Source organism: Marivivens aquimaris, assembly GCF_015220045.1.
GTDB lineage: Bacteria > Pseudomonadota > Alphaproteobacteria > Rhodobacterales > Rhodobacteraceae > Marivivens > Marivivens aquimaris.
Map to the genome: position 1 here is coordinate 1,614,037 of NZ_JADBGB010000001.1, position 17,853 is coordinate 1,631,889.

Annotated in this window: 16 protein-coding genes; 4 read left to right on the plus strand and 12 right to left on the minus strand. The window is 62.2% G+C overall.

The window, feature by feature from the left end; translation table 11 throughout:
• Positions 1–86: 86 nt before the first annotated feature.
• The 3 genes from neuC to IF204_RS08055 are packed head-to-tail and all read left to right on the plus strand — an operon-like array spanning position 87 to position 3,733.
• Positions 87–1,208, plus strand: a complete 1,122-nt coding sequence (neuC, locus tag IF204_RS08045; RefSeq protein WP_194096024.1) for a UDP-N-acetylglucosamine 2-epimerase — start codon at positions 87–89, stop codon at positions 1,206–1,208.
• Positions 1,201–2,445, plus strand: a complete 1,245-nt coding sequence (locus IF204_RS08050) for a 3-deoxy-D-manno-octulosonic acid transferase (RefSeq protein ID WP_194096026.1) — start codon at positions 1,201–1,203, stop codon at positions 2,443–2,445. Before neuC ends, IF204_RS08050 begins: the two co-directional genes overlap by 8 nt.
• The gene (locus tag IF204_RS08055; protein WP_194096028.1) at positions 2,438–3,733 is read left to right on the plus strand and encodes a 3-deoxy-D-manno-octulosonic acid transferase; all 1,296 of its coding nucleotides are present in this window, start codon (positions 2,438–2,440) and stop codon (positions 3,731–3,733) included. The genes IF204_RS08050 and IF204_RS08055 overlap by 8 nt, the downstream gene beginning before the upstream one ends.
• Here the strand turns inward: IF204_RS08055 and IF204_RS08060 are convergent.
• The 7 genes from IF204_RS08060 to IF204_RS08090 all read right to left on the minus strand — a co-directional run bounded on the left by IF204_RS08060 (position 3,720) and on the right by IF204_RS08090 (position 11,360).
• On the minus strand, positions 3,720–4,511 hold the full coding sequence (locus tag IF204_RS08060) for an SDR family NAD(P)-dependent oxidoreductase (RefSeq protein ID WP_194096029.1): 792 nt from the start codon (positions 4,509–4,511) through the stop codon (positions 3,720–3,722). The genes IF204_RS08055 and IF204_RS08060 overlap by 14 nt on opposite strands.
• Positions 4,504–5,211 (minus strand): acylneuraminate cytidylyltransferase family protein, encoded by a 708-nt coding sequence (locus tag IF204_RS08065; protein WP_194096031.1) that lies wholly within the window; start codon positions 5,209–5,211, stop codon positions 4,504–4,506. Before IF204_RS08065 ends, IF204_RS08060 begins: the two co-directional genes overlap by 8 nt.
• Positions 5,208–6,131 (minus strand): Gfo/Idh/MocA family protein, encoded by a 924-nt coding sequence (locus IF204_RS08070; RefSeq protein WP_194096033.1) that lies wholly within the window; start codon positions 6,129–6,131, stop codon positions 5,208–5,210. Before IF204_RS08070 ends, IF204_RS08065 begins: the two co-directional genes overlap by 4 nt.
• A 10-nt stretch (positions 6,132–6,141) precedes the next feature.
• Positions 6,142–7,305, minus strand: coding sequence for a M20 aminoacylase family protein (locus IF204_RS08075; protein WP_194096035.1), 1,164 nt, complete (start codon positions 7,303–7,305; stop codon positions 6,142–6,144).
• A gap of 65 nt (positions 7,306–7,370) precedes the next feature.
• The gene (locus IF204_RS08080) at positions 7,371–8,708 is read right to left on the minus strand and encodes an NAD(P)/FAD-dependent oxidoreductase (protein WP_194096037.1); all 1,338 of its coding nucleotides are present in this window, start codon (positions 8,706–8,708) and stop codon (positions 7,371–7,373) included.
• Positions 8,709–8,765: 57 nt separating this feature from the next.
• On the minus strand, positions 8,766–10,049 hold the full coding sequence (locus IF204_RS08085) for a DUF3422 family protein (RefSeq protein ID WP_194098178.1): 1,284 nt from the start codon (positions 10,047–10,049) through the stop codon (positions 8,766–8,768).
• A 132-nt stretch (positions 10,050–10,181) separates the two neighbouring features.
• Positions 10,182–11,360: a type III PLP-dependent enzyme gene (locus tag IF204_RS08090; RefSeq protein ID WP_194096039.1), complete on the minus strand. Its 1,179-nt coding sequence runs from the start codon at positions 11,358–11,360 to the stop codon at positions 10,182–10,184.
• Between the two features lie 294 nt (positions 11,361–11,654).
• Here IF204_RS08090 and IF204_RS08095 point away from each other — a divergent pair, with 294 nt between their 5' ends.
• Complete coding sequence (locus IF204_RS08095) at positions 11,655–12,248, plus strand: pseudouridine synthase (RefSeq protein WP_194096041.1); 594 nt, start codon at positions 11,655–11,657, stop codon at positions 12,246–12,248.
• Here IF204_RS08095 and IF204_RS08100 read toward each other — a convergent pair whose 3' ends face one another.
• From IF204_RS08100 to IF204_RS08120, 5 genes are all read right to left on the minus strand, one after another.
• Entirely contained in the window at positions 12,249–12,824 is a 576-nt protein-coding gene (locus IF204_RS08100; RefSeq protein ID WP_194096043.1) for a thioredoxin family protein, read from the minus strand.
• A 65-nt stretch (positions 12,825–12,889) separates the two neighbouring features.
• On the minus strand, positions 12,890–13,936 hold the full coding sequence (locus IF204_RS08105; RefSeq protein WP_194096045.1) for a YeeE/YedE family protein: 1,047 nt from the start codon (positions 13,934–13,936) through the stop codon (positions 12,890–12,892).
• A gap of 240 nt (positions 13,937–14,176) precedes the next feature.
• Positions 14,177–15,652: an NAD(P)(+) transhydrogenase (Re/Si-specific) subunit beta gene (locus IF204_RS08110; protein ID WP_194096047.1), complete on the minus strand. Its 1,476-nt coding sequence runs from the start codon at positions 15,650–15,652 to the stop codon at positions 14,177–14,179.
• A gap of 13 nt (positions 15,653–15,665) precedes the next feature.
• Positions 15,666–17,237 (minus strand): Re/Si-specific NAD(P)(+) transhydrogenase subunit alpha, encoded by a 1,572-nt coding sequence (locus IF204_RS08115; protein WP_194096049.1) that lies wholly within the window; start codon positions 17,235–17,237, stop codon positions 15,666–15,668.
• Positions 17,238–17,354: 117 nt separating this feature from the next.
• On the minus strand, positions 17,355–17,804 hold the full coding sequence (locus IF204_RS08120) for a methyltransferase family protein (RefSeq protein ID WP_194096051.1): 450 nt from the start codon (positions 17,802–17,804) through the stop codon (positions 17,355–17,357).
• Between the last annotated feature and the right edge of the window lie 49 nt (positions 17,805–17,853).

Here is a 17,853-nt window from a genome sequence, read left to right on the forward strand (position 1 = left end):
GCACGAGGGGGCGGATTGTCTACCGCAAGTGATTGCTGTTGCTGCCCGATTTTCCTATGTTCCAAGCAACTGATGACCGAGGCGCCATGACCCGTAAGATCCTGTTTGTAACCGGCACCCGCGCCGATTTCGGTAAACTCGAACCGCTCGCAATCGCTGCCCGCGATGCCGGTTTCGACGTGTCGTTCTTTGTCACCGGTATGCACATGCTGCGCCAGTACGGTCTGACCAAGATTGAGGTCCACCGCGTTCCGGGCGTCGCTGTCCACGAATTCCTGAACCAGCGCGAGGGCGATCCGCAGGACATGATCCTTGCCAAGACGGTCATCGGGTTCTCGGATTACTGCCTCGAATTCCAACCCGATCTGGTAGTCATCCACGGGGACCGCGTCGAGGCGCTGGCCTGCGCCCTCGTCTGCGCCACGAACTACTACCGCTCCGCTCATATCGAGGGCGGCGAAGTGTCGGGCACCATCGACGAGATTTTCCGCCACTGTAACTCCAAGCTCTCCACCTATCACTTCGTGTCGTCCGAAGACGCAGGCCGCCGCGTCATGGCGCTAGGTGAGCCGGAGCAGGCGATCCACGTCATCGGCTCGCCCGAGCTGGATTTCCATTCGAAGCCGTCGGGCGTGTCGATGGACGACGTCAAAACCCGCTACGGCATCCCGTTCGATGACTTCGGCATCGTGGTTTTCCATCCCGTCACGTCGGAGGCCGACACGATGGGCGCGCAGGCAAAGTCGCTCTACGACGCGCTGACCGCCTCGGGCCGGAACTTCGTGCTGATCGCGCCGAACAACGATCCCGGCTCGGACGACATCCGCGCGGTGATCGACACCCTGCCCCGCGACCGTTTCCACGTGCTGCCGTCCATGCGGTTCGCGCATTTCTCGGAACTGATGAAGAACGCATCCGCGATGATCGGCAACTCCAGCGCGGGCGTCCGCGAGGCGCCGTTCCTCGGCACCCCGTCGCTCGATGTGGGCACGCGCCAGACCAACCGCTCGGTCGCGGACAGCATCACGCATGTGTCCGCCTACGACACCGAAACGATCGGCGGCTTCTTGTCGGATGTCTGGGGCAAGCGTTTCCCGCGTCACGATGCGTTCGGCGAAGGCCGCGCGGCGGACCGATTTGTCGAGATCCTGAACGATCCCGATTTCTGGGCGCTCGACATGCAAAAGGCATTTGCGGACCGTGGCTGACCCCCACCGCACCATGCCGCGTGCGATGCGTTTCTACCGCACCTCCACGCGCCTGATCGAGCCCTTCGCGCCGCGCATCCTGCGGTCGCGTCTGGCGAAGGGCAAAGAGGACCCTGACCGCTGGCGCGAAAAGCTCGGCCAGCCGTCTACGGGCCGCCCTAACGGGCCGCTGGTCTGGATGCACGGCGTCGGCGTGGGTGAGGTTCTGGCCCTGCGCGGTCTGGTGTCACTGATGCGCGCGTCGCGGCCCGATCTGAACGTGCTCATCACGTCCTCGGCGGCGTCCTCCGCGACTGCTTTCGCGAACAACCCGATTGAAGGCACGATCCACCAGTTCCTGCCGCTCGACACGCCCAAAGCCTCCGCCGCGTTTCTGGATTACTGGCAGCCGAACCTCGGCATCTGGGCAGAGCAGGACCTCTGGCCCGGTATCGTCTGGGACGCCGCCGCGCGCGGCATTCCGCAAGCGATGGTCAACGCCCGCCTGAACGGAGCGGCGCTGGCAAAGCGGCAGCGGGCGCACAAGCTCTACAAAGCCGCGCTGGACTGCATGTCGTTGATCGACGCGCAGGAAGAGGACACCGCCGAGAACCTGCGCCAGCTTGGCGCGACCGAGGTGACCGTCTCCGGATCGCTCAAGCCCGTCGCCCCGCCGCTCGCCGATTGGCCAGAGGAGCGAGAACGGCTCGCCCACCGCGGCCCCTACTGGGTCAATGCACCGTCTCATCCTGCTGACGAGGCACTGGCGATCGCCGCACAGAAACAGTTGAAGGGCCAGCACACTTTGGTCATCGCCCCGCGCCTTCTAAACCGCGCCGATGATATCCTTCAGACCTGCCGCGCCGAGGGTCTGACCGCCGCGCGTTGGTCGGGCGGTTTGCCCGAAGACCCCGTCGACGTTGTCGTCGCAGACAACTTCGGGCAGCTTGGCCTGTGGTATCGCCTCGCCGACGCCGCGCTGATCGGCGGCACATTCTCGGACATCGAAGGCCACAACCCGTGGGAGGCTATCGCGCTCGGCTCCGCGGTCATTCACGGCCCGCGCACGGCCAACTTTGCCCGCGACTATGCGGACCTTTCGGACGGCGGCGCGACACTGGCCACCACCCCGCAGGAGATCGTGGCGGCCCTCGCCGACACCGCCAAAACCCGCGCCAAGGCCGAGGCTACACGCAGCGCAGAATTCGACCGCAAGGCCGCCCTCGCCGACCGCTTGTTGGAGCTGATCGATGGCTGATTTTCCGACTTTCCGCCTGCGCCGCTGGATGCTGCTTTACCGCCTGATCTGGATCGTCGGCTTTCCGGTGATCATGCTCTACCTCTGGCGCCGCGCGCGCAAGGATGCACTCTACGGTCAGCACCTCGGTGAACGCTTCGGCAGCTACGCCCCGATGCCGAATGCCGTATGGGTCCATGCTGTGTCGCTGGGCGAACTTCGCTCAGCCGTGCCGCTGATCCGCGAACTGCTGGATCGTGGCGAAAAGGTCGTCACCACCCATTTCACCCCCGCCGGTCGCCGCGAGGCGGAGCGCGTCTTCGCCGCCGACATCAACGCAGGCAACCTCCGCCCCGTCTGGGTGCCGTTCGAATTCCGCTGGACCTTCCGCCGTTTCTTCAAAGCCTTCACCCCGAAATACGGGCTGGTGATGGAGATCGAAATCTGGCCCGTGATGATTATGGAGTGCCGCCGCAAGGGCGTGCCGCTCTTCATGTGCAATTCCCAGTACCCGTCGAAAAGCTATCTGCGCGACACCACCAAAACCAAGGCCCGCGCCGACCTGATGCGCGGCTTTGCGGGCGCGCTCGTGAAATCCGACCTGCAACGCGAACGCTTCTCCTCCATCGGGGTCGAGCACATCGCAGTGACGGGCGAAACGCGGTTTGAACAGCCGATCCCGCCGCATCTGGTGGAGCGCGGCGAAACCGCTCGTAAATGGCTCGCCCCAAACCGCCGCGTGATTACCATCGCCTCCGCCGTCGAGAGCGAGGACGAAACCTACATCGCCGCGATCAAAGCGACCCGTGGGCCGGACGCGCCGCTCTTCGTCTATGTCCCGCGCAAGCCCGAACGGTTCGCTGAAGTGGGCGAGATGCTCCGCGCGGCGGGTCTGAAAGTGGCCGAGAGATCAACGACTTTCGATGCTGATTTGATGTATTCGGGACAGGCGCCGGATATCGATGTCCTGCTTGGCGACAGCCTCGGCGAGATGTACTTCTACCTCGCCATGTCGGACCAAGCGATTGTCGGCGGCGGCTTCACGCCCCACGGCGCGCATAACGTGATCGAACCGCTCGCGCTGAAAAAGCCGGTCATCGTTGGCCCCGAAATCTGGACCATCGAATACCCAGCGGTCGAAGCCATCGCGGCGGGCGTTTGCACCCACGTCCAGACCGAAGCCGAGCTTGTCAACGCAATCGAGGCCGGCCCAAAGGCCAGCCCCGATACTATCAACGCATTTTTCGCAGCCCATACGGGCGCTGTAGAGAAAACGCTTCAAGCGGTGAAAGAGTTCACCACGCGCTGAAGCCGCCGTCGACGTTCACAAGCTGGCCCGTCATGTAGCCCGACTGCGGGCTGGCGAGGAACAGCATTACGTCCGCGATTTCGTCCGGTTCGCACATGCGGCCCGCCATGATCAACTCGCCCACACGCTTCTGGAATTCTTCGGAGTGGTTGTTGAACACGGCCCCCGGCGCGATGGTGTTGACGGTCGCCTTGCGCGGCGCCCAGTAGCCCGCGAGCCAGACGGTCAGGCCGTGGATGCCCGCCTTGGTCACGCCGTAGGCCGAGAAATTCTTGAACGGCATCCCGTCATAGATCGGGTGGTGCGCGCCGTTCAGCGCGTACATCGACGCGACGTTGACCAGCGTGCAGGGCCATTTGCCGACGATATCGCGGTCCATCTGGCGGGCGATCATGAAAGCGCCGGTAAGGTTGGTGCGCAGCGTGCGCTCGAAATCCTCGACGCTGGTGTCGGCGAAATCGGGGAACGGCTTGCCCGCACCCATCAGCAGCTCGCCGGTGATGGCGGCGTTGTTGAGGACCACGTTCGGCTCCCAGCCATCCTTGAGGATGCGCTGGAAAATCTCGGTGCAGCTGTCTTCGTCGCCGACGTCGAGGTCATAGAAACGGAAGTTCTCGTTCGCGCCGTGCTTTTCGATCAGCGCATCGGCGCGGTGGCCTTTGAGGTCGGAGGCGATGACGCGCGCGCCCTCGTCCAGCATCCGGCGCACATAGGTCGAGCCGAGCACGCCGCCAGAGCCGGTGATGAATACGGTGCGGCCTTTGAGTTGATCAGCCATTCGCGGCCTCTTTCAGTTGTTCAGTCAGCAGGAATTCGACGAGCTTGAAATCGAACGGGCTGTCGATGTCGACGCAGCGCTCGGTCGGCATGATGTAGGGGATGACACGGCCCTCGTAGAGCGACTTTGCGGTCTTCAGATAGTCGGGTTTCACGACATAAGTGCTCGCCGCGTGTTCATAGACGGTCGGGGCCGCCTGACGTGCCACCACCCCGCCGGGGAGCGGTTTCGACACGTGCAGCGCGCCGGTCTCGTCGGGCTCCACGAGGTTGAAATAGGGGTTCTTGCGCGCCTCGCAGCAGGACATCACCATGTCCGGCTTTTCCGCGTCATAGAGCGCGAGCGCGTCGGTGATGTCCGACGGCAGACGCAGCGGCGAGGTGGCATCAAGGTCGAGGAACGCGTCGACCTTGCCGACCAGCGCCTCGGACGCTTCCAGCGCGTGCTGCCAGACGCCCCACTTGCCCGCGCCGTCGGTGGCGAGGTGGTCGGGGCGCAGGCCAATCGCAAGCGTGCCCTTAGCAACCGCGTGTTCGTAGATTTCTTCGTCGTCGGTCGAAACGACAACGGCATCCACCTGCGCGTGTTCCAGCAGTTGCTCCAGCGACCAGTCGATCAGAGGTTTGCCGCAAATCGGTTTGAAATTTTTGCGCGGCACGCCCTTGGAGCCTGCCCGCACGCCGATATGACCGAGGATCATGGAATTTCCTTTTCAATCGTCCCGTAGAACTGCCGCGCAGCCCATGCTGTGGCCGTCAGTGCCGTGCTTTCGCTCACGCGGTCAAGTCGGGGAACGAGCCTGTTTTCGGGTTCTTCGCCACGAAGGATGCGCAGCCAGTCGCCGGTGATACCGACGAACATCTCGTTGCGCTCCATCTCGCGGCCAACAGTGCGCGGGCCATTTTCGTCAGTGATGACATAGTGTTGCGCGGCAAAGTCGAAGTCATACATCCGCTCAAAGCCGTAGACGACCGTCCGGCGGTGCAACTTCGGCGTCAGATAATCCATTCCCACGCTCCCCGCTGCACCCTTGGGCGACACCAGCGTCAGGCGCGAGGACATATCGACCTCGGGATAGCTGTCATGGCCGAGGCTATAGACGCCTTCAAGCGCCAGTCCGGGGAACAGCACAGTGCCCATGTCGATCTCGTGGCAGAGATCGAGCAGGACGCCGCCGCCGTTGGGCTTTGCTGCGTAGCTTTCGGAAAACAGCCAGTTCTGACGCCACTGCGTCACGTCATGCCCGATGTCGAGCGAGAAACGCACGGCGTCGCTGACGTCCTGATCGGCGAGCAGACGGAACGCGGGGTGATAGCGCATCATCAGGCCGACGACGGACTTTTCGGCCACGTCGCGGGTCATATGCTCGATCCGCACGAGGTCTTCGGGACGGAAGGCCACCGGCTTTTCGATATACATCGGCAGATTACGCTCTGCCGCATCACCGATCGGGCCGACACGCACGTCGGTCGCGGTGGCAATCACCGCCGCGTCCGCGTCATCCATGACCGCAGGGCTGTATTCGCGCCACGGCACCAGTGTGCTGTCTATGCCCAGCGATATAAGGTTGTCGTGGTGGCGGCGCCCGATGGAGCCCGCACCGATGACCTTGATCCGCATGGCTCCCCCGTCAGGCTGCCGGCATCCGCCGCTCGACGATCTCAGCCCACCAGCTGGTGCCTGCGGGAATGGCGTCGTCGTTGAAGTTGTATTCGGGGTGATGGACCGGCGCGGTGTCGCCGTTACCGACAAGGATATAGGCCCCCGGACGTTCCTCAAGCATGTAAGCGAAATCCTCGCCACCCATGATGAGCGGAGCCTCGTCGCACTGGCCAGAGATACCCTTGGCGACCTCGGCCGCGAACTCGGTCTGCTCTTCGTGGTTCACCATGACCGGATAACCGCGATAGTATTTGACCTCGGCCTCTGCGCCGAAACCTTCGGCCACCGACTGCGCCAGCTTGGTCAGACGGGCCTGCGCCAGATCGCGGTTCTCGGCGGTCAGCGTACGAACGGTGCCCTTGAGGTGGACCTGCTGCGGGATGACGTTGAACGCTTTCGAGCTGCTTTCGACCGACGTCACCGAGACAACAACCTGCTCCACCGGATCGACGTTGCGGGACGCGATCGATTGCAGCGACGAGACGATCTGCGAAGCGGTCACAACGGGGTCGATGCCTTCGTGCGGCTTGGCAGCGTGGCCACCTTTGCCTTTAACGAAGATCTCGAACTGGTCGGTCGCGGCAAAGAACGATCCCGGGCGGATTGCGAATTTGCCCAGCGGCATTCCAGGCCAGTTGTGCATCCCGTAGACTTCCTGAACGCCCCAACGATCCATCATGCCGTCTTCGCACATCTCGCGGCCGCCGCCGCCGCCCTCTTCGGCGGGCTGGAAGATCACCACGACCGTGCCGTCAAAATTGCGGGTCTCGGTCAGGTACTTCGCAGCGCCTAGCAGCATCGCGGTGTGACCGTCGTGGCCACATGCGTGCATCGCGCCGTCGGTTTTCGAGGCATACGGCAGGTTGGTGGCTTCAAGGATCGGTAGCGCGTCCATATCGGCGCGAAGGCCAATGACAGCGCCGCGCGTGTCGGTCTTGCCTTTGATGACGCCGACCACGCCCGTGCGCCCGATGCCGGTGGTGACTTCGTCACAGCCGAATTCGGTCAGCAGTTCGGCCACGCGCGCCGAGGTGCGGTGCGTCTCGAACAGGATTTCGGGGTTTTCGTGGAAATCACGTCGCCATTCGGTGATTTCGGAATGCAGTTCGGCAAGGCGGTTTTTGACGGGCAAGGTGCCCTCCATTTCTTAAAATTTGCCTCTAGGGTGAAGCATGGCTGCCCTAGCCGCAAGCGAGATCAGAGGCTCGGGCCCAGTTCGATGGGCGATCCGTCGCTGAACCGGCCAAAACGGAAGCGTGTCAGGTCGTACTGCGGGTCTTCGCCCGCCACAAGCCGCGCCGTGACCCGCCCGACGCCAGGTCCGATTCCGAAACCATGACCGCTCATCCCCGTCGCCAGCGTCAGGCCGGGGAGCATCGGAACGTGGTCAATGATCGGCACAACGTCCGGCATCGTGTCGATCATCCCCGCCCAAGCGGTCGCGATCTCGACCTTGCCAAGCTGCGGGAACGCGCGCTCGAAACGCGCGCGGGTCAGCTCCACACGGTCCATATCCGGCGCGGGGTACAGGATGCGCATCCGCTCGAATGGTGTGACCTCGTCATCGGCCCACTTGCGCTTTGTCGTCCACGCATCGGGGAAGCCTTTCGGCGCGTTGGGGCGGTAGCTGTTGCCTTTGGGGTCGGCGGCGAGTTGCTTGAGGTACTTCGGCAAAGCGCGAAACGCATCCGGCCCGATGAAGAACGTGTGGTTGTCCGACGCGGCCAGCGAATAGCCCCCATCGGCACGGTGGCGGAACGCGAATTCGTCGTCCACCGCTCCGCCCGCGAAAACCTCGGGTAGAGGCTTGGTTGCGGAGACTGTGGCGCGAACGGACAACTGCGGGACCGAGACACCGTGCTTGCGCAGGAACAGCGAGGACCACGCCCCGCCTGCCAGCACCACGGCGTCCGCTTTGATGCGGCCTTTCTCGGTCGCGACGCCAGCAACCTTGCCCGTCGCCATATCCAGTCCGCGCACAGCGCAGTTTTCGATGATCGTGACCCCTGCCCTGACAGCAGCGCGGGCCATCGCGGGGACGGCTTTCCACGGTTCGGCCTTCATGTCCGACGGCGTGTACATCGCGCCGATCCAGCGTTTCGACGGGATCAACCCGCCGACCTCGCCCAGTGTGACCATGCGTGTTTCCAGCCCCACATCGCGGGCGTAGCCGATCCATTCCTCAAAGGCCTGCATCTCGTATTCGGTGCGGGCCATGTAGGCGGTGCCGCCTTGACGCAGGCCGATATCCTCGCCTGCCTCCTCGGCCATCTCGCGCCACATCCGCTGCGCCTCAAGGACGATCGGCAGCTCCGCCGGATCGCGCCCCTGCGCCCTGATCCAGCCCCAGTTGCGCGAGGATTGCTCCCCTGCGACGCGGCCCTTCTCCAAGAGCACCACGCGCAGGTTCTTTCGCGCCAGTTCCCATGCAGTCATGACGCCAACGACGCCCCCGCCAATGACAACGCAGTCCGCCGCATCAGGCAGCGGTGCATCGTGTTCAATCGGGGAATTGGCGTGAATCGGGAAAATCATGGCGGGGCCTCCACGGGCAGGCTGCCCCGCGCCGTGAAAGCCCGCAAGCACAATTACTTAGTGGGCCATCGACTTCTGGATGCGCGCCAGCATGAACCACACCGCGACCACCACAATCGGCGTGACAGTCGCGTAGAGCCAGTATTTCTCGATGTGCAGCAGCTTCTCTGCGGGGGCGAGCATGTAGAGCACGAGGTTCAGCGCGTAGTAGCTGATCGCCACGACAGACAACCCTTCGACCGTGTGCTGTAGCCGCAGTTGCAGGTCCGAACGGCGGTCCATGCTGGTCAGCAGCGCCTGGTTCTGGGCCGAACGGTCCACGTCCACACGGGTACGCAAGAGATCGGCGGCGCGCATCGCGCGGGTCGACACGTCGCGCATCCGCGCTTCGGTCGATTTGACGGTGCGCATCGCGGGATCGAAACGGCGTTTCATGAATTCGCTGAACATCTGGCGCCCGCCAAAACGTTCTTCGCGCAGGACCTCGATCCGGTCGTTGACGATGTTCTCGTACGCCGCCGTTGCGCCAAAACGGAACGAGGTCTGGGCGACCATCTTCTCCAGCTCTGCCGAGACGCCGAGCAGTGCGTGGAGCGTCTCCGACGGTTCGATCTGGTCCGACGTCATACCCGTCACAAGGTCCAGCAGCCGCGTTTCGGTGTCGCCCAGTTTGGGTGACACCTCGCGCGCCTCCGCGAAGCCGAGCATCGCCATCGTCTTATAGGTTTCGATCTCGCACAGCCGCTGCACAACGCGTCCGATACGGCGCTTGCCGCAGTGCGGGGCGGCAAAAACGGCGAAGCGCATATGTCCCGCACTGTCGATCCGGTAGTCGCCCGCGATCACCAGATGACGGTCGAGGCACCAGCTCACTGCGAGGCTTTCGCCCACGAACCAGTCGTCGATGCGCTGCACCATGTCCTCTTCGGAGGGCATCCCCTCGATCCGGATGAGGGCCGACGTGATCCGCACCCCCGGCGCATTTGCCAGCCAGTCGTCGGGAAACAGACCAAAGGTGCCCGCGTCGAACGGACGTTCGGCCACGCCCTCACCGATGATGGTGTAGGTCACGAATTCGGTGTGGCTTTCCCACTTCAGCCAGTGCTTTCCGATCTGGCCGAAGTAATGGGTCGCGCCCGGCTGCGGGTGCGATGCGCCGAAACGGTCGAGGAGCGCAATGAGGTGCGCACGCTCGGCATCCCTGTCGCGGCTTTTGTTGCCGTTCGCGGGCTTGATCGCGAGGTAGGCCGCACGGCCCGGTGCGGACATGACAGGAAACGGACGGGCGTGAAGCTCGTTCGACAAAGGATAGCGGAGGTCGTGGTCTTGGATCGGTGTCATCGTCATCAGCGCTCAGTCTATAACGATGGACACTAGCGGCGCTTGCCGCTCACGCAAAACGATTTTTGCAGTGTTTTTATATATTTAGCGGCACACGATGGTATACCGTGTGCCGCTTTTGATGTCAGGTGGTCAGATGCAAACCACGTCCAGCGGCGGGAAGCCATTGAAGCAGACCGACGAATAGGTCGAGGTGTAGGCACCCGTGTTGCGGATGAGAACGCGGTCGCCAGCCTTGAGGGTCAGCGGCAGCGGCATCGGGCGCTTTTCATACAGAACGTCTGCGGAGTCGCAGGACGGGCCAGCCATAATGCACGGACCCATCGCGTCGTTGTCGCGCGGGGTTTCGAACTGGTAGCGGATCGCCTCGCCTTCGGTCTCTGCCAGACCCGAAAAACGGCCGATCGACAGGTAGACCCAGCGGTGCACGTCGCGGTCCGACTTGCGGGACACGAGCAGCACTTCGCAAGCGATGACGCCAGCTTCGGCAACCATGCCGCGGCCCGGCTCTGCCATGATGGTGGCAACGTCGCCGAACTTGGCGTTGATCATCTCCATGACAGCAGCGGCGTAGTCGGTCGGCGCCTGAATGGCCTCACCGTAGAACGCGGGGAAACCACCACCGATGTTCAGAAGTGTCAGGTCGTGACCAGCCGCTTTGCCTGCGTGCCAGATCTCTGCGAGCGCGTCGAGCGACGGCTCCCACATCTCTGCCTTGCGGGTCTGCGATCCGACGTGGAACGAGAAACCGACAGGGTTCAGGCCGAGCGACTTGGCAACGTCCAGCAGGCGGATTGCGGTGTCCTTGTCGCAGCCGAACTTGCGGGTCAGCGGCCAGTCGGCCTGGCTCACCTCGACGATCAGGCGGATGTAAACATCAGCGCCCGGTGCGTGCTCTGCGATCTTTTCCAGCTCTTCGTCGGCGTCGGCTGCGAACAGGCGGATGCCAGCGTTGTAAGCCCACGCGATGTCTGCCGGACGCTTGATGGTGTTGCCGAACGAGACAGTCTCGGGACGAGCTCCCTGCGACAGGCAGATCTCGATCTCGCCGCGCGATGCCGCATCGAAGTGCGAGCCGAGCGACACAAGACGGCTGATGATTTCCAGAGCGGGGTTGGCTTTGACAGCGTAGTGGATGTCAGCGCGGCCCAGACCTGCTTTGAGAGCATTGAACTGCTCTTCAACGCGATCGACGTCGACGATCAGGGTCGGACGGTCGAATTCGTTATTGGCGACGTAGGCGTCCAGACGTGCGGACATGGGGTGCTGAGAGGCGGATTGCGCCCCTGCTACAGCAAAAGTCATGGTCATCTCCTATAGACCCGGCCATATATGACCGCTCACTTCCAATGGAGACGTTACCGTCGCTGCTGTAACACGTTCAGCGTAACTGCTTTACCGGCCAGAGGCGCGTGCGTTGGCGTCTTGGAGCGGGCGTTTGATCTAAACCTAGTGCGTTTTCAACAAAAATTTTTGTGCGCCTCGAAAAAACTTTTAGGTCGGCGCCAACGCACTGGTTTTTATGATCAAAACCGTCATTTTCACGTCGGTTTTGATCAAAAGATCCCCTCGCCAAAGGGCCGCGGCACCGTGTAGAGGAATGGTATGGCCAGACTGATCCTGTTCAACAAACCCTTCGATGTGCTCTCGCAGTTTACGGATACGAAGAATCCGACACCTCGCGCGACGCTAAGCGACCATCTGACGATTCCGGCGGTCTATCCGGCCGGGCGACTCGACCGTGATTCCGAGGGGCTTTTGCTACTGACCGACCACGGGCCGCTTCAGGCGGCGATCAGCAACCCGAAGTACAAAGAGCCGAAAACCTATCTGGTGCAGGTCGAGGGCGATCCGAGCGACGCCGACCTTCAGCCGCTGCGCGATGGCGTGATGCTGAACGACGGTCCCTGCCGCCCCGCCAAGGTGCGCCTGATCGACCCGCCCGACCTGTGGGAGCGCAACCCGCCCGTCCGTTTCCGCAAGTCGATCCCCGACCGCTGGATCGAGATGACGATCACCGAAGGGCGCAACCGTCAGGTCCGCCGCATGACCGCCGCCGTGGGTCTGCCGACCCTGCGGCTCGTGCGTTGGCAGATCGGGGAATGGAGCGTTGCGGGCCTCGCCCCTGGTGAATGGCGCGAGGTCGAAGTGGCCGCGCCGAAGCCGCAGCCCAAACGCCGGTTCAAGCGCAAATACTGATCACCAGACCTCGGGGTCGATGCCCTGCTCTGCCAAGGCCGCGAACTTGTCCTGCAAGAACCGCTGGAACGGCTGGTCGGCATAGGCCCCGGTCGCCACGTATTCCAGCGCGGACATATGGTGGAACGGTTTGAAGTAGCCGGGCATTCGGAACACCTCTTTCGGGGCCCCGTCCTCTAGCGTGTAGAACATCTGCGTCGGGGTGAACGACACGCCCCATGAGGCGATCTGGCTCTTCTCCTCGCGCTCGACGCCGTCAAACCCGACCATCCCGCGCGAGCCCCAGAGGTCGAGCTGCAAGACATCGAAATTGGCGGTGAGGTAGTCGGTGATCTCGGGCCGCTCGAAGTTCACCTCGTGCAGCTCCTTGCAGTACGGACAGCCGCGCTGCTCCACGAGGATGATCAGCCCCTTCCCAGCAGCCTGCGCATCGGCAAGGTCGTATTCGAGCTCAAGGAAACTATCGAGGAAGAACGGCTGATCGTGCAGCCCGTCATCCCTCAGAACCACTTCTGAGCGCGCGGAGCCAGCGAGAACAGAGGCAGCGGCGCCCATCACAAAACGTCTACGCTTCATGAAAAAATCCTCCCCTATCGCGGGGAGGATCATAGCACGTTTATCGAATTTCCCGAAATGCGGTCTTATTCGGCGGGTACCAGCGCGGGGGACACCGACGCGCGGCGCTCAAGCAGGACCGCGGTGATGCGTGCGCCTGCGATCATGGAGATCAGCGCGAGGACCGCAGCGACTGACAGGAGCGGAACACCGGCCAGACCCGCACCGATGGTGCAACCGCCCGCCAGAACACCGCCGAAGCCCATCAGCGCAGCACCGACGAGGTAACGACCGGTCTGGCCCGCGCTCTCGAAGCTCTGCCACTGGAAGCGGCCCGTCAGTAGCGAGATCACCAGCGAACCGACCAGAGTACCGGCAATCAGCGCAGTGCCGAAGGTCGGCGCAACGGCGGTCGATGCGATGACGTAGAACAGGCTCTCGGTCCAGGTGGAGGTGAAGGCGAGGCTCTCGATGGTGATCGGGTCGAACGGATCGTTCAGCACATAACCCGTACCGGCCCAAGCAGCAGGTACCAGCAGACCGAGCAGCGCGGCAGGCACAAGGGTGGTCCAGCTTGCACGCGATTTCACGATCAGCGCGATAGCCAGCGCGGCGAAGGCAACGCCCCATACCCACCCCGGCAGTGGGAGGGTGCCGCCGTAAGGCACCGTCACCGAACCGGCAGCAACGCGCCACGAGGACAGCAGGCCCTTCAGCGTCGCGTGCGCCACGACGGCAAACACCAGAACAACAGTCGCGGCGCGCAGGTTACCCGATGCCGCCAAAACGGTCAGGCGGGCCGCACAGCCACGGGCCAGCACCATGCCGATACCGAACAGCAGACCGCCGCCCACAATGGCAACAATGGGCAGATCGCCGGTCATGAAGCGGTGTCCGCCAAGGTCCAGCACACCGAGGGACACAACATACTGCGTACCGATCACAGCCACCGCGAGGGCCAGCGCCCAAGCCGCGCCAGCGGACGCACGCTCGCCTTTGTCGCCAGCAATTGCGCGACGCAGACAGAATCCGCTGACCAGCGCCAGCGCACCAAACAGAACACCGACAATCAGACCAAGCCAAACCGACAGTTCGGCGGGAGTATAGTTTTCGAAAGGCAGAGTTTCGTACATGGGTATTCTCCGAAAATTCGGAGGACCACCTAGGGCTATCCTTTCGGGCACGCAAGTGCCGTGCAAAGAACAAATGTTTCGGACTGACCGCTCAAGCAGAACGGAATCACTAATTCATAAATATGAATACCAACAGTCCGAAGTGATTGTTCCGCCCATATGGTAAAGGCTCCTTAATTTCCCCCGCGCAAAGAAAAAGCCCCGCCAGAGCGGGGCTTTCCTGTCTTGATTGCGCTTGCCTTACTGGATTTTGGTAAGCAGTTCGTCCAGCGACTTCTTCGCGTCGCCGTAGAACATGCGGGTGTTTTCCTTGTAGAACAGCGGGTTCTCGATGCCCGAGTAACCGGTACCCTGACCACGCTTGGAGACGAACACCTGTTTCGCTTTCCAGACTTCCAGAACCGGCATACCGGCGATCGGCGAGTTCGGATCTTCCTGAGCCGCCGGATTCACGATGTCGTTCGAGCCGATGACGATCACAACGTCGGTCTCGGGGAAGTCGTCGTTGATCTCGTCCATTTCCAGCACGATGTCGTAGGGCACTTTGGCTTCGGCGAGAAGCACGTTCATGTGGCCCGGCAGACGACCGGCAACGGGGTGGATTGCAAAGCGGACTTCCTTGCCCTTCGCACGGAGGCGACGGGTCAGTTCGGCGACGTTCTGCTGTGCTTGCGCAACGGCCATACCGTAACCCGGAACGATGACGACGCTGTCGGCATCTTCGAGCGACTGGGCCACGCCGTCGGCGTCGATTGCGATCTGCTCGCCTTCGACTTCCATAGCCGGACCGGTGGAGCCACCGAAGCCGCCGAGGATCACCGAAACGAACGAGCGGTTCATCGCCTTACACATGATGTACGACAGGATTGCACCGGACGAGCCCACCAGAGCACCAACAACGATCAGAAGGTCGTTGCCGAGGCTGAAGCCGATAGCCGCAGCCGCCCAGCCCGAATACGAGTTGAGCATCGAAACCACGACCGGCATGTCGGCGCCGCCGATGCCCATGATCAGGTGGTAGCCGATGAACAGCGCAGCGAGCGTCATCAGGAACAGCGGGAAGAAGCCGCCGGTGTTGAAGTACCAGATCAGGCAGATCACCGAGAGCGCAGCCGCAGCGGCGTTCAGGATGTGACCACCCGGCAGCTTTTCGGCCTTCGAGGTGACTTTGCCAGCCAGCTTGCCGTAGGCGATGACCGAACCGGTGAAGGTCACGGCACCGATGAAGATACCGAGAAACAGCTCGACGCGCAGGATGTTCTGCTCGACCGAAGTCTTATGCGCGAGAAGCTCCGCGAACGCACCGAGGTCCATTTCGTGCAGCATCAACTGCTTGCCCTCTTCCGACAGGGTCGAGGACATGCCCGCCATCACTTCGATGACGTGGCTCAGTTCAAAGTGCGCAACATAGCCCACGAATACAGCGGCCAGACCGACGAGCGAGTGCATGGCGGCAACAAGCTGCGGCATCTCGGTCATCTGGACCTTGGTGGCGACCTGATAACCGATCGCACCGCCGGCAGCGATGAGGATCAGCGACAGCAGCCAGAAGCCCGAACCCGGACCGACGAGCGTTGCGGCGATGGCCAGAGCCATACCGACAATGCCGTACCAGACAGCGCGCTTGGCGCTTTCCTGACCGGACAGACCGCCCAGCGACAGGATGAAGAGAACAGCGGCGACGACGTAGGCCGCGATGGTGAAACCGAATTCCATTGTCCCCTACTCCTTACGATTTCTGGAACATGGCGAGCATGCGCCGTGTCACGAGGAAGCCGCCGAAGATGTTGATACCGGCCATGAAGACCGACAGGGCAGCGAGGATGATGACGAGGAACGAACTCGATCCGATCTGCATCAGAGCACCAAGGATGATGATCGACGAAATCGCGTTGGTCACAGCCATCAGCGGGGTGTGCAGCGAGTGCGCAACGTTCCAGATGACCTGGAAGCCGATGAACACCGACAGCACGAACACGATGAAGTGCTGCATGAACGACGCAGGCGCATAGAGACCGGCCAGCAGCATCAGCGCACCGCCGACGGCGAGCAGAGTGACCTGGCTCTTGGTCTGGGCTTTGAAAACGGCGGCTTCCTTGGCCTTCTTTTCTTCCGGCGTCAGTTCTTTCGGCTTTTCTTGCGACTTGGCAGCAATCGCCTGAACCTTCAGCGGCGGCGGCGGGAAGGTGATCGCGCCGTCATGGGTCACGGTCGACGAACGGATCACGTCGTCTTCCATGTTGTGGTTAACCACACCGTCCTTTTCGGGGGTGAGGTCGGACATCATGTGGCGGATGTTGGTCGCGTAAAGGGTCGACGCCTGCGCAGCCATACGCGACGGGAAGTCGGTGTAGCCGATGATGGTGACGCCGTTCTCGGTGACGAACTTCTCGTCGGCGACGGTCATCTTGCAGTTACCACCCTTTTCGGCGGCGAGGTCGACGATGACCGAACCCGGCTTCATGGCTTCGACCATGTCCTTGGTCCAAAGCTCGGGAGCTTCGCGGTTCGGGATCAGCGCGGTGGTGATGACGATGTCGACTTCCGGTGCCAGCTCGCGGAACTTCTTGAGCTGGGCGTTGCGGAACTCTTCGGACTGGACCGAAGCGTAACCACCCGTCGCTGCGCCGTCCTGCTGTTCTTCCTCGAAGTCGAGGTAGACGAACTCTGCGCCCATCGATTCAACCTGCTCGGCCACTTCGGGACGTACGTCGAATGCGTAGGTGATCGCGCCGAGCGAGGTCGACGTACCGATCGCGGCCAGACCGGCAACACCGGCGCCTACAACCAGAACCTTAGCGGGCGGAACCTTACCGGCGGCAGTGACCTGACCGGTGAAGAAGCGGCCAAAGTTGTTACCGGCTTCGATGACAGCGCGGTAACCCGCGATATTGGCCATCGACGACAGCGCGTCCATTTTCTGCGCGCGCGAAATACGCGGCACCATTTCCATGGCGATAACGCTGGCACCTTTTTCCGAAGCGAGCTTGAGGCCCTCTTCGTTGGCACCGGGGTTGAAGAAGGTGATCAGCAGCTGATCCTTGCGGAGCATACCGATTTCTTCGTTGGTCGGAATACGGACCTTGGCCACGACGTCGGCGGCATCGAACAGTGCCTTTGCACCGTCGACAACTTCAACACCGGCTTCGCGATACAGATCGTCGGAAAAACCCGCGTTCTCACCGGCTCCGGACTGGATTAGGCAATCGTAGCCTAGTTTCTGCAGATCCTTGGCCGAGGCCGGAGTCATTGCGACCCGGTTCTCGCCCTCGAGTATCTCCTTAGGTGCGCCGATTTTCACGACAGTCCCCCTTAAAATATTTGCATCACAGACGAATTAGCGAAGGTAATTATATTTCACAAGAACGTGCTTACCTGTATTCTTTAGTATGCCGCAAAATGTGTCACATGTTTGCGCTCACACCCAGCGGCGGGTCTTTTCGCAGTACCGCGCGAAGTCCATGCGGAACTTCCGGCGCAGCCTGTCCTCTTCAGGAATGATGAAGCGGCGTTCGATGATCCACACGAACACCGGCAGAAGCGGCAGCGCCAAGGGCGCGTCGAACCTTAGGATGAACCCCAGCAGCATCAGCGCGTCACCAAGGTAGATCGGGTTGCGCGTACGCCTGAAGATACCCGACTGGACGAGCCGGTCGGCCTCCATATGCGGAATGATGGTGGTGCGCTGCTTGCGCATCTCTAATGCTGCAAGAGCAATAAGAATAAGGCCGCCGCCGATGAAAATGCCTGCCAGAAGGCCGATCCAGTCACCGCCGAAAGACAGCCCGAAAAGCTCTGCGCGACCGATCCACCAAGACAAGGCAACGAACGCGGCCCACCAGACCGGAGGTATGTCGATCCACTTCATACGTGCACAGTGCAACGCGACGTGTGCCTTGTCACGGGATCAAAGACGT

What these genes read in the sequence shown, in the direction of transcription:
- IF204_RS08090 (WP_194096039.1), bottom strand. Translation starts at nt 11,360, where the DNA reads ATGACCATGACTTTTGCTGTAGCAGGGGCGCAATCCGCCTCTCAGCAC.
- IF204_RS08070 (WP_194096033.1), bottom strand. Translation starts at nt 6,131, where the DNA reads ATGCGGATCAAGGTCATCGGTGCGGGCTCCATCGGGCGCCGCCACCAC.
- IF204_RS08120 (WP_194096051.1), bottom strand. Translation starts at nt 17,804, where the DNA reads ATGAAGTGGATCGACATACCTCCGGTCTGGTGGGCCGCGTTCGTTGCC.
- IF204_RS08110 (WP_194096047.1), bottom strand. Translation starts at nt 15,652, where the DNA reads ATGGAATTCGGTTTCACCATCGCGGCCTACGTCGTCGCCGCTGTTCTC.
- neuC (WP_194096024.1), top strand. Translation starts at nt 87, where the DNA reads ATGACCCGTAAGATCCTGTTTGTAACCGGCACCCGCGCCGATTTCGGT.
- IF204_RS08060 (WP_194096029.1), bottom strand. Translation starts at nt 4,511, where the DNA reads ATGGCTGATCAACTCAAAGGCCGCACCGTATTCATCACCGGCTCTGGC.
- IF204_RS08055 (WP_194096028.1), top strand. Translation starts at nt 2,438, where the DNA reads ATGGCTGATTTTCCGACTTTCCGCCTGCGCCGCTGGATGCTGCTTTAC.
- IF204_RS08085 (WP_194098178.1), bottom strand. Translation starts at nt 10,049, where the DNA reads ATGACACCGATCCAAGACCACGACCTCCGCTATCCTTTGTCGAACGAG.
- IF204_RS08065 (WP_194096031.1), bottom strand. Translation starts at nt 5,211, where the DNA reads ATGATCCTCGGTCATATCGGCGTGCGGGCAGGCTCCAAGGGCGTGCCG.
- IF204_RS08100 (WP_194096043.1), bottom strand. Translation starts at nt 12,824, where the DNA reads ATGAAGCGTAGACGTTTTGTGATGGGCGCCGCTGCCTCTGTTCTCGCT.
- IF204_RS08095 (WP_194096041.1), top strand. Translation starts at nt 11,655, where the DNA reads ATGGCCAGACTGATCCTGTTCAACAAACCCTTCGATGTGCTCTCGCAG.
- IF204_RS08080 (WP_194096037.1), bottom strand. Translation starts at nt 8,708, where the DNA reads ATGATTTTCCCGATTCACGCCAATTCCCCGATTGAACACGATGCACCG.
- IF204_RS08105 (WP_194096045.1), bottom strand. Translation starts at nt 13,936, where the DNA reads ATGTACGAAACTCTGCCTTTCGAAAACTATACTCCCGCCGAACTGTCG.